The 12,073-nt window shown below is 30.1% G+C and carries 12 protein-coding genes; 11 read left to right on the top strand and 1 reads right to left on the bottom strand.

Features of this window, described 5'->3' with window-relative positions:
- Positions 1-88: 88 nt before the first annotated feature.
- The 7 genes from F6464_RS06955 to F6464_RS06930 all read left to right on the top strand — a co-directional run bounded on the left by F6464_RS06955 (position 89) and on the right by F6464_RS06930 (position 6,720).
- Positions 89-322, top strand: a complete 234-nt coding sequence (locus tag F6464_RS06955) for a DUF2007 domain-containing protein (RefSeq protein WP_151107071.1) — start codon at positions 89-91, stop codon at positions 320-322.
- Between the two features lie 669 nt (positions 323-991).
- Positions 992-1,420 carry an RpiB/LacA/LacB family sugar-phosphate isomerase gene (locus F6464_RS06950; RefSeq protein WP_151107070.1) on the top strand — a complete coding sequence of 143 codons (429 nt, stop codon included), beginning with the start codon at positions 992-994 and terminating at the stop codon, positions 1,418-1,420.
- Between the two features lie 2 nt (positions 1,421-1,422).
- Positions 1,423-1,755, top strand: a complete 333-nt coding sequence (locus F6464_RS14645; RefSeq protein WP_225318037.1) for a hypothetical protein — start codon at positions 1,423-1,425, stop codon at positions 1,753-1,755.
- Complete coding sequence (locus F6464_RS06945; protein WP_151107069.1) at positions 1,748-2,650, top strand: cation diffusion facilitator family transporter; 903 nt, start codon at positions 1,748-1,750, stop codon at positions 2,648-2,650. The genes F6464_RS14645 and F6464_RS06945 overlap by 8 nt, the downstream gene beginning before the upstream one ends.
- Positions 2,651-2,773: 123 nt before the next feature.
- Positions 2,774-3,916 (top strand): ATP-binding protein, encoded by a 1,143-nt coding sequence (locus F6464_RS06940; RefSeq protein ID WP_151107068.1) that lies wholly within the window; start codon positions 2,774-2,776, stop codon positions 3,914-3,916.
- Between the two features lie 108 nt (positions 3,917-4,024).
- Entirely contained in the window at positions 4,025-4,597 is a 573-nt protein-coding gene (locus tag F6464_RS06935; RefSeq protein WP_151107067.1) for a helix-turn-helix domain-containing protein, read from the top strand.
- On the top strand, positions 4,594-6,720 hold the full coding sequence (locus F6464_RS06930) for a Tex family protein (RefSeq protein WP_151107066.1): 2,127 nt from the start codon (positions 4,594-4,596) through the stop codon (positions 6,718-6,720). The genes F6464_RS06935 and F6464_RS06930 overlap by 4 nt, the downstream gene beginning before the upstream one ends.
- A 68-nt stretch (positions 6,721-6,788) precedes the next feature.
- On the opposite strand, the gene tatA is transcribed toward F6464_RS06930, so the two are convergent.
- Entirely contained in the window at positions 6,789-6,983 is a 195-nt protein-coding gene (gene tatA, locus F6464_RS06925; RefSeq protein ID WP_151107065.1) for a twin-arginine translocase TatA/TatE family subunit, read from the bottom strand.
- Between the two features lie 99 nt (positions 6,984-7,082).
- Between tatA and F6464_RS06920 the strand changes: the two genes are divergently transcribed.
- The 4 genes from F6464_RS06920 to F6464_RS06905 are packed head-to-tail and all read left to right on the top strand — an operon-like array spanning position 7,083 to position 12,070.
- Positions 7,083-7,952 (top strand): M23 family metallopeptidase, encoded by an 870-nt coding sequence (locus F6464_RS06920; protein WP_151107064.1) that lies wholly within the window; start codon positions 7,083-7,085, stop codon positions 7,950-7,952.
- A 6-nt stretch (positions 7,953-7,958) separates the two neighbouring features.
- The gene (locus F6464_RS06915; RefSeq protein WP_151107063.1) at positions 7,959-9,458 is read left to right on the top strand and encodes a GH3 family domain-containing protein; all 1,500 of its coding nucleotides are present in this window, start codon (positions 7,959-7,961) and stop codon (positions 9,456-9,458) included.
- A complete protein-coding gene (locus tag F6464_RS06910) occupies positions 9,455-10,336 on the top strand; it encodes a carboxypeptidase-like regulatory domain-containing protein (protein WP_151107062.1) in 882 nt (293 codons plus the stop codon). Before F6464_RS06915 ends, F6464_RS06910 begins: the two co-directional genes overlap by 4 nt.
- 42 nt (positions 10,337-10,378) lie before the next feature.
- Complete coding sequence (locus tag F6464_RS06905; protein ID WP_151107061.1) at positions 10,379-12,070, top strand: DUF6909 family protein; 1,692 nt, start codon at positions 10,379-10,381, stop codon at positions 12,068-12,070.
- Positions 12,071-12,073 lie beyond the last annotated feature (3 nt).

Below are 12,073 nucleotides of genomic sequence, written 5' to 3'. Positions count from 1 at the left end.
AAATTACGAAGAAGTATTAAGATAAAAGTATTTAGTTTTAAGATTTATCTAAAAAGTAACATTTAACTATCTTTATAAAAAAATAAAAATGATTGAATTTGTAACGATTGCCACATTTAATTTTGCACACGAAACTATTGTTTTAAAATCTATTTTAGAACGGGAAGGAATTCCATATTTTTTTAAAAACGAAAATGTAGTTGCTATTGATCCACTAGCAAGTTTTGCTTACGGCGGAATTGATTTACAAGTGCATTCAAACGATGTTTTACAAGTACAAGAAATTTTAGATCAAATGAATACTAATTTAGATATAGTTTGAAATTCTAAATCATATTTAAAATGTAAAGTTTTCAACATCTATTAAAAACAACAAAAAGAAATATTAAATTAAAATTAATTTATGATGGTTATTATAGCGTGTTAATAGGTACAATAACTTTAATTTTAAAATTATGTTTTTATTGTTATAGTTAGTTATAAAGACTTGTTAACATACTTATCTTAGTTTAAAAGCTTCATTTTAAAGTCCTTTTAAAAAACAATTAACAACTGTTAACAAATGAAACCACATTGCTTTTGTAAATAAGTTCAACACCTCTTTTTTGTTAACAAACGTTTTAAAACAGCTTATAACTTTTATAAAAATTAAGGAAACTAAATTAGGTTTTTTCATCTCGGTTTTGGATTACAATTTAAACCGATACAAACAAGAAATAGTTCTAAAATTCTATCTAAAGTTGTTAACATATAATGTTAATTTAAGGTTAACTGATTATCAATGAATTAGTTTTAATTGTTAACATAACGTTTTTTAAATATTTTAAATTACTGATTTATAGTATTTTATATTTATATAGGAATACATTAAAGAGGTTAATTTGCTTATTATTAGAATGTTAAAATTTCCTTTTTTTAATTTGTTTTTAGTAATCGAAATAAACAAATTAGTTTTGGTAAATTTGCATAGCACAACTTAAAATTCATAAAAATGAAAATCGCTATAGGAAACGATCATGCTGGTCCAGATTATAAAATAGCTATTGTAAATATGCTAAAGGTAAAAGGATACGAAATAACAAATTACGGAACTGATACTGTAGATAGTGTTGATTATCCTGATTTTGGACATCCTGTTGCAAATGATGTTTCAGAAGGGAAAGTAGATTTTGGTATAGTAATTTGCGGAAGCGGAAACGGGATAGCCATGACGGTAAACAAACATCCTAAAGTGCGCGCTGCTTTATGTTGGACAAAAGAAATTGCCGAATTAGCGCGTTTACATAATGATGCAAATATAATTAGCATTCCTGCACGTTTTACATCGATTCCTCAGGCGGTTGAAATGGTGGAAACGTTTTTAAATACTGCTTTTGAGGGCGGAAGACATGCAATTCGGGTAAATAAAATAAGTTGTTAAAAATGGATTTTTTTTCTAAAGATTGTAAAGATCAAATTTATATAGGTAAGCGAGTAGCTTTTTTTACTTTTCTTATAGGAAGCATAATTTTATTACTTTATCATATTACACATTATCACGGAACTATATATTTTTCTTTATTATTTATGGTAAGTGCTTTCTTCGTAAACACCTTTTTTGCAATTCAATTGTTGATTAGTTATAGTAATAACAAAGATTACAGAAAACCAATATTAACCGCTCTTTTTTTACTTTTTCTTAATATTCCTATTGGATATTTATACATTGATTTAGGATTTAAAATATATAATTTAATTTCATTTTCCATTGTCTAATGTACACAACCACAACCACGAAGTAAAAGATAAAAATTTAATTTTTTCTATTTTTCTTAATATTTTAATTACTGTTTCTCAAGTAATTGGCGGAATACTTTCTGGAAGTTTAGCGTTATTATCAGATGCTTTGCATAATTTTAGTGATGTAATTTCTCTACTGCTTAGTCTTTTTGCACATCGATTATCAAAGAAAGATGCCAATGAGAATAGAACTTTTGGTTACAAACGTGCTGAAATTATTGCAGCTTTTGTCAATTCGATAACTTTAATTATAGTAGCGATTTTCCTTATTTATGAAGCAATTATTCGTTTTAGTAATCCGGTTATTATTAGTTCTAATTTAGTAATAGGATTGTCTTTTTTAGGAATCGTTTTCAACGGAGTTTCAGCACTCATTCTCAAAAAAGATTCTGAACATAACATCAATATGAAGTCGGCTTATTTGCATTTGTTTACAGATATGTTAGCATCTGTTGCTGTTTTAATTGGAGGGTTGTTGATGAAATATTTTGGATGGTTTTGGGTCGATAGTGTAATGACTATTCTAATAGCAGTTTACTTGATTTTTGTTGGAATAGATTTGCTTAGAACTTCAACAAAAATGCTGATGCTTTTTACCCCAGATCACATTAATATTAAAGAAATAGTTAGTGAAGTGCACAAAATTTCAGGAGTAGGGAAGTTGCATCATATACATGTTTGGCATTTAAATGACGGCGAATTACATCTTGAAGCGCATTTAGATTGTTCGAACGATATTAAAATGAGTGAATTCAATAATTTGCTTCATCAAATAGAACTAGTTTTGCTTGAAAAATTCCATATCAACCACATTAATATTCAACCCGAATTTAAGAAAGAAGACTCAAAAGATATTATTGTTCAGGATTAATATTGACTGAATTTACATTAATTCGGTCAGTTAACTGACTAAATTTACATTAATTCAGTCAATATATTGACTGAATTTACATTTTTATTATTATATTTGTATTGTAATTCTAAAAGAATTGAAATGTCAAATTATTATAAAAGAGCAGTTTTAGCTGAATTTCATCGAAAGTTACTTCCTAACAAAGTATTGATTTTGTTAGGAGCAAGGCGAGTTGGCAAAACCGAATTAATAAAAAATTATCTTTCAACAATTCCGAAAGAGAGTTATTTACAACTAAACGGAGAAGATGTTGAAGATTCTAATTTATTAAAAGAGCGTTCGATTACTAATTACAGCCGTCTTTTATCAAATGTAAAACTATTAGTAATTGATGAAGCGCAAAATATTCCAGATATAGGTTTGATTTTAAAATTGATTGTTGACTCCATCGATGGTATAAAAATTATTGCTACAGGATCATCTGTTTTTGATTTGTCGAATAAGTTAGGCGAGCCATTAGTAGGCAGAAAAAATACGATTTATTTATTTCCGTTGGCACAAATAGAGTTCGCTAACTATGAAAATTATAAAGAAACAACTAGTAAATTAGAAGAACGGTTGCTTTTTGGAAGTTATCCTGAATTAGAACAATATCCAGATTGGAATGATAAAATTAGTTATTTGAAAGAAATTATTAATTCCTATTTATTAAAAGACATACTTGTTTTTGATGGAATAAAACAATCCAATAAAATTTTAGATTTATTAAAATTGATTGCTTTTCAAGTTGGTCAAGAAGTTTCGTTGCAGGAATTAGCCAGACAATTAGGAATTTCAAAAAACACAGTCGAAAGTTATTTAGACTTGTTATCTAAGGTTTTTGTCATTTATAAAGTACCAGGATTTAGTAGAAATTTGCGAAAAGAAATTACAAAATCCAACCGATGGTATTTTTATGATAATGGCATTAGAAACGGAATAATTGCTAATTTCACACGATTAGAATCCAGAACAGATGTAGGAGCATTATGGGAAAATTATTTAGCATCAGAGCGAATAAAACACCAAAATTATGCTCAAAAAACAGTTACAAATTATTTTTGGCGTACTTATGACCAACAAGAATTAGATTGGCTAGAGGAAGAAAACGGAAAATTAAGTGGTTTTGAATTCAAATGGAACGAAAACCGAAAAGCAAAAATTCCGACTGCTTTTGCAAAAGCCTATCCAGAAGCTACTTTTGAAGTTATAAACAAAGGAAATTATTTAGATTTCATAACTTAACCTTAATAAATAGATTCTAGATATCAATACCGTAAAAAAGTCGTAAATAAACCGCAATATAAAATTAAGTAATGAATCTAATTTTGAAGAAATTTTAATAAATACATTATGGAAACTATCGGAGCTAAAATTTCAAAAGTTAGAAAGCAAAAAGGAATGTCTCAAGAAGTGCTTTCGGACTTAGCAAAAATTAATTTAAGAACATTACAACGAATTGAAAAAGAAGAAAATGAACCAAGAGGAAATACTTTACAACAAATTTGTGAAGCTTTAAAAATAAATATAGAAGAATTGATAGATTATAGAGAAAAAGAAGACAAAACGTACTTAATTTTCTTTCATTTATCGATAATTTCTAATATTATTATTCCTTTAGGAAACATTATTTTACCACTTATTTTGTGGTTAAATAAAAGAGACAGTATTATTGAAGTAAATAACCAAGGTAAAAATATTTTAAATTTTCAAATTCTATTTTCTTTGTTCAATAATTTAATTTTAATCATCGGAGTTGTTGGAAAAATTCAACATTTATATATTTTATCTTACTTTATTCTAATCTACTTTTTACTTTTATTATTCAATATTTCATATTCAATATACGTTGCAAATAGAATTAAAAAAAATGATATTATAAACTTTTACCCAAACCCAATAAAATTTTTGAGACAAACCAAATGACCAACATACAATTCATATCCAAAACTGTTCAAACAGCTGCAATAAACATTAAAAACACAGTACAATTACTTTCGGAAGATTGTACCATTCCGTTTATTTCTCGATACAGAAAAGACACTACAGGCAATCTCGACGAGGTTCAAATTGAACAAATTGCAAAACTTTCTAAACAATATGATGAAATTGTAAAACGAAAAGAAAGCATTTTAAAAACTATAGACGAGCAAGGACAATTAACACCAGATTTGTCTAAAAAAATTACCGAATGCTTCGATTTGCAAGAGTTAGAAGACATTTATTTACCTTATAAAAAGAAGAAAAAAACACGCGCCGATGTAGCTCGTGAAAACGGATTAGAGCCTTTAGCAAAGATTATAATGGCTCAAAATAATGACGATGTTGATTTTATTTCGTCTAAATATTTGAATGAAAAAGTGCAAAACGAAGATGTAGCTTTACAGGGCGCTAGAGACATTATTGCTGAATGGATTAACGAAAATATTTATGTTCGAAAGCAATTAAGAAGATTGTATCAACGTAAAGCCAATATTGAAACAAAAGTTGTAAAAAACAAAGCTGAAGACGAAGGAGCGCAAAAATATTCTCAATATTTCGATTGGTCCGAAAATTTAAGCAAAGCTCCATCACATCGATTGCTAGCCATGCTTCGTGCAGAAAACGAAGGTTTCGTGAAACTAAAAATTGATGTAGATAGCGATGAAGGGTATGATTTGATAGACGAAATTATCATAAAAAATGGTAACTCTCCCTCATTCTCACATATTCAATTAGCTATTGAAGACTCTTATAAACGATTACTTCACCCTGCAATTGCTAATGAAACATTACAAGAGGCTAAAGCTAAAGCAGATGCTACGGCAATACATGTTTTTGCAACAAATCTTGGTCAATTATTGTTAGCACCGCCTTTAGGTGAGAAACGAATTTTAGCCATCGATCCTGGATTCCGTTCGGGCTGTAAAGTAGTCTGTTTAGACGAGAAAGGCGATTTGTTGTACAACGAAACCATATATCCGCATGCGCCACAAAAGGAAGATATTATGGCGATGAAAAAAATACGATCTATGGTAAATTCGTATAAAATTGATGCAATTGCTATAGGCAACGGAACCGCCAGTAGAGAAACCGAATTTTTTATAAAGAAAATAGCATTTGATAGTCCAATTCAAGTTTTTGTAGTTTCAGAAGCTGGCGCATCAGTATATTCAGCATCAAAAATTGCAAGAGAAGAATTCCCGAATTATGATGTTACTGTTCGCGGGTCAGTTTCTATAGGAAGGCGACTATCAGATCCCTTAGCCGAATTAGTAAAAATTGATCCGAAAGCTATAGGAGTAGGGCAGTACCAGCATGATGTAGATCAATTAAAATTAAAAGAAGAACTAGACGCTACAGTTATTCGATGTGTAAACTCAGTTGGAATAAACATTAATACGGCAAGTAAACATTTACTGAGCTACGTAAGCGGAATAGGCGAGAAGCTTGCTGAAAATATTGTGCAATACCGATCTGAAAATGGTCCTTTTCAGGATAGAAAACAACTTAAAAAAGTGCCTCGTTTAGGAGATAAAGCGTATCAACAAGGAGCGGCTTTTATAAGAATATCAAATCCAAAAAACCCTTTAGACAATTCTGCTGTTCATCCTGAAGCCTACGGAATTGTTGAAAAGATGGCAAAAGATTTAAAAGCATCGGTTCATGATTTAATTGCCAATACAGCTAAAACCGCTTTAATTCAGCCGGAAAAATATGTTACTCCAGATATTGGTTTACTAACATTGAAAGACATTATTAAAGAACTAGAAAAACCAGGATTAGATCCAAGAAAAGCCGCTAAAGTTTTTGAATTTGATTCTAATGTAAAAACGATTAAAGACCTTAGGACAGGAATGATTTTACCTGGAATTGTAAACAACATTACGGCTTTTGGTTGCTTTGTCGATGTTGGAATTAAAGAAAGCGGTTTAGTGCACATTTCGCAACTTAAAGCCGGTTTTGTAAGCGATGTAAACGAAGTGGTAAAATTACATCAACACGTTACGGTAAAAGTAGTCGAGTTAGATGAGGATAGGAAGCGAATTCAGTTGACGATGGTGGTTTAAAAACAAAAAATTCCAATTTGCAAATTGATCGTAATTTGCAAGTTGGAATTTCAATCTAAACTAATAATTTATTCTTTAGTCTCGTCTTTTTTGTCAGCAGTTTGATCTTCTTTGGCGGCGTTTTTAAATTCTTTAACACCACTTCCTAATCCTTTCATTAATTCGGGGATTTTTTTGCCTCCAAAAAGAAGTAGAATAATAGCCAAAACAAGTATAATTTGCATAGGACCAACTTCTCCTAAAAATATTACAGATGCAATCATGTTTTTAAAATTTATTTGTTAAAGCAAAGATAATAACAAAAAAACATATCAATCATAAAACTACTATAAATTTATATATTTGTAGAACAAATCAAAAACATGTCCGAAAAACGGCTCAAAAGACAAATATTAAAGAAGAAACTTTTTACAAAAAACCGTTTGGTTATTTTGAATGAAGATACATTTGAGGAAATTTTTTCTTTAAAATTAACGTTAATGAATGTTTTTGTTGTGGCAACCGTTGGAGCTATTTTAATCATATTTATTACTACCTATATCATTGCTTTTACACCTTTAAGAGAATACATTCCGGGTTATGCCTCCAATCAATTAAAAAAAGAGGCAACCGAATTGGCTTTAAAATCCGACTCTCTAGCATTGTCTATAAAGAATAATGAAGCCTATATAGCCTCAATTAAAAAAGTGTTAATTGGCGATTTAGATTATGCCAAACTAAATAAAGATTCTATTTTAGCTTCTAAAGTTGAGGTTTCAGAGGAACAAGATTTAAAACCATCTGATGCCGATTTAAAATTACGGGAACAAGTAGCAAAAGAAGACAAATACAATCTTTTTGAAAAGGCACAATCAAAAGAAAGTATTTTACTATTTCCACCCGTTAAAGGGTCAATTACGGAAAAATTTAGTTTGAAAAACAAACATTTTGCAATAGATATTGCTTTAACAAAAGATACTCCAATTAAAGCTATCTTGAACGGTACGATTATTTTTGCAGATTGGTCACCTTCATCAGGCAATATAATTATTTTGCGACATAATAACGGTTTTATTTCAGTTTATAAAGATGTTGCTTCTTTATCGAAATCTCAAGGAGATGTTGTAAAAACAGGAGAAGTTATAGCTTTGGCGGGTTCGACAGGAAAAGAATCTACAGGAACGCATTTGCATTTTGAACTTTGGAAAGACGGATATCCTATTGATCCGAAGCAATTTATTGAATTTGAATAATTAATTATGTCTTTAAAAACGATTGCAGCAAAAGTTTTTGCAAATATAATCTACAATAAAACCCAAAATTGGGTTCAAAATCCAATAGAAACTCAACAAAAAGTTTTTGAAAAATTAATTCGTGAAGCAAAAAACACTCATTTTGGTATTGACCATAATTTTAATCAAATTTCAACTTTTGATGATTTTGCAAATGCAGTTCCCGTAAGGGATTATGAAGCTATAAAACCCTATGTTGATAGAGTTGTAAAAGGAGAAGCTAACGTTCTATGGAAAGGAAAACCATTGTATTTTGCAAAAACCTCGGGAACCACATCTGGAGCAAAATATATTCCACTAACAGCCGACTCAATGCCATTTCATATTGAAGCGGCACGAAATGCTATTTTACATTATATTCACGAAACAGGAAAAGCTGATTTTGTAAACGGAAAAATGATTTTCCTGCAAGGGAGTCCAATTCTAGAAGAAAAAAACGGAATACATTTAGGAAGATTATCAGGAATAGTTGCACACTTTGTTCCGAAATATTTACAAAAAAACCGAATGCCAACATGGGAAACCAATTGTATTGAAGATTGGGAAACTAAGGTTAATGCTATTGTTGAAGAAACTTTTAACGAAAACATGACTGTGATTTCTGGAATTCCGTCTTGGGTTCAGATGTATTTTGAGAAGTTACAGGAAAAAGGGCTTAAACCTGTTGGAGAAATATTTAAAAACTTCAATTTATTTATTTACGGAGGTGTAAACTATGAACCGTATCGCGCCAAATTCGAAAATTTGATTGGTAGAAAGGTTGATAGTATAGAATTATTTCCCGCTTCGGAAGGTTTTTTTGCGTATCAAGATTCACAAAAAGAAAAAGGAATGCTGTTGCTCTTGAATTCAGGAATTTTCTATGAATTTATAAAAGTAGAAGAGTTCTCATCACAAAATCCGAAGAGATACACTATTGGCGAAGTAGAAATGGGTATAAATTATGTATTGATAATTTCTACAAATGCAGGTTTGTGGGCCTATAATATTGGCGATACCGTTCAGTTTACTTGTTTAAAACCGTATAGAGTTATAGTTTCCGGACGAATAAAACATTTTATTTCTGCTTTTGGAGAACATGTTATAGGTAAAGAAGTAGAAAGTGCTTTACAAGAGGCAATAATAGGAACTTCAATACGAATAAATGAATTTACAGTGGCGCCACAAATTACTCCAAATGCAGGCTTGCCTTATCACGAATGGTTTATAGAATTTGAAAACGAGCCAGAAAATTTAACAGCATTTGAAGAATCAATTAATACAGCCATGCGAAAACAAAACGTATATTATGATGATTTGATCGTTGGTAAAGTGCTTAGGAGATTAGTTATATCAAAAGTCGTTAAAAATGGTTTTCAGGATTATATGAAATCGATAGGAAAATTAGGAGGGCAAAATAAAATACCCAGACTGAGCAATGATAGAACTATTGTTGATTTATTAGCTATAGAACAAATAAACGAATGAAAATAAAAATCTTTTCTATTTTATTTTTTTTAACAGCTTTTTCTGTTTCAGCACAAATAAAAGGAGTTGTAAAAGACAGTATAACAGGTCAACCCATTCCTTATGTGAGTATTTGGGTTCAAAATGAAAATTACGGAAGTACAACTGAAGAAAACGGAACATTTTCTATAAATGTTTCTGAAAAAAGCAAGAATTTAATTTTTTCAGCCTTAGGATATGAGAAGAAAATCGTTAAAATAGCAGAGGTAAGAGAAGTGAATCTGGTTCAAACCACTTATCAATTAGATGAGATAATTATATCAAATCGAAAAGAAAAACGGGAAATAGAAATTGGGCAGACAGACAATGCTATTTTAGAAGCTTTTGATAATGGACCGCGAATAGACACCAAGTTTTTCCCTTATTATGCCTCATATAAAAAAACAAGATTTATAAAAAAAATTACGATTTTTACAGACAGCAAAATAGATAATGCTTCCATAAAAATTCATTTTTATAAAGTAGATTCTAATGGTTTTCCTGCAGATGAAATTTTAGATAAAAACCTTATCGTTTCAGTAGGTAAAGGGGTCAATAAAACAGCATTTAATGTAACAAAATTTAATTTAAAAATGCCTTTAGAAGGGCTATTCGTTGGTTTTGAAAAATTAATTATAGAAAGCAATAAGTTTGAAAAGAGTATGTTAGATAAAAACACGAATACTTTGCAAACACTAAGAACATATTATCCATTTGTGCTTTATAATTTTGTAGAAAAAGATTTTTTATATACTTTTTCAGGAGGTAAATGGAGCAGACAAACTAATCAAAGTGATGGTAATTCTCAAAATAAAATTATGATATATGAGCCTGCAATAAATTTGATATTAACGAACTAAAAATAAAAACCTTACATTTGCAGGTTATAAATTACAAAATAAATGAAAGAAATTAAAAATATAGTAAGATCAAGAGCTCAAGAGTCTTCTAGCGCTGTTGAAAAAATGTACATTACCATGCGCCATTTGTTCAATAGAGGATTCTATAAACCTATGGGTGTTTCAGGAGAAACATTAAGAGAAGCATTATTATCATTACGCCCAGAGATATATGGAACAATTGCAGAGGAAAAAGTAGAATTAAGCGGACTTTTATATGTAATTGAAAGGCTTCCGGTTGGGATAGAGCAATGTAGATTCATCAATTTAACTTCAGATGAAGGATATTCAAAATCACATTTTAAAGCAATAGTGCCACCAAAAAGAAGACGGAATTGTTATCGAATTGATGACGAACAAATGAATATTGAAATTACCAGAGGACGATCAGATATTTATGATATTTTGACGCATTTGACTTTTATTTTCATAGAATCTCACAAAATAAAAGACAGAATTTTAATTGATGAAAGCGGAGAAGTAACTAGGGATTGGCAAAAATTGGAAGAAGCCGTTTTTCAAGATAAAAAGCTCACATTAATTGATAAAGAGAAAACCATTTCTCATGCCGCTAATATTCTTGGAAGAACTTTTTCAGAAGTATTAGATATTTATGATGCTTTTGGAACAACTGAAAAGCCAGACCGTTTTCTTCACATTATTTATTGGTTAGGAAAATTGGCATTAGAAGAAATTATAGGTAATGATAAACGAACAATTACTTTTAGTCCTGTTTTAAGAGAACGATTAGGACATCATATTCATGGTGAAATTTGGGCAACAAACATAAAAGAAGTTTTAAAGCAAAATCAACTATTAGATCGACCGATTCATATCATTAGTGCCAATATGCACAGTGTCATGAATTCAGTTTTTGCTACTCATGTTTTAAAAACAAAATTCAAAGACCAAACGGATTTCTTTATATATGAAGAACTAAGCAAATCAGGCGCTCATGATTTACGAAATAAAGTAGAGGAGTTTGCCAAACAATACGGCATGATTTCTTTACCCGATTTTTCAGGAACAAATATCGATGTTCAAATATTTGACACCGCAAAAATAGATTTAAAAAAATCCGCTTTTCCAACAGCAAAACTTGGCGAATCAAAACCGGTATTAATTGTTATGGATTATGCGTTTGGGGAACAAGCATATGAAACAATAGATGAATTATTAAAGCCTTTTCAAGAAACAAAAGAAGAAAAAGTCTTTATGAATGTAGCATCAGTTTCTATAATGGGAAAAGCGGGTATTCTGCAAGGAGGAAAAGGAGATATTATGATTCCATCAGCCCATATTAATGAAGGAACAGGTGATAACTATACTTTTGAAAACGAATTAACAAAAGAAATGTTAGAAGGAAATAATATTGATGTATTCGCTGGGCCAATGGTAACCGTTTTAGGCACTTCATTACAAAATAAAGACTTACTAAAGTTTTTCCATGAATCTACATGGGGAGTTATAGGACTAGAAATGGAAGGTGCTTACTATCAAAAAGCAATCCAATCAGCATCGAAAATTAGAAAAAGCATCAATCAAGATGTTAAAGTGAGATACGCTTATTATGCTTCGGATAACCCATTAGAAACAGGAAGTACATTAGCTTCAGGCGGACTTGGAACCACAGGAGTGAAGCCAACATATTTAATTACAATAAAGATATTAGAACAAATTCTTAACATACAATAAAAA

Origin of the sequence: Flavobacterium luteum, from assembly GCF_008806775.1 — a bacterium.
Lineage (GTDB): Bacteria > Bacteroidota > Bacteroidia > Flavobacteriales > Flavobacteriaceae > Flavobacterium > Flavobacterium luteum.
Note: the sequence above shows the minus strand (reverse complement) of the source record. Positions and strands in the feature narration are given on the sequence as shown.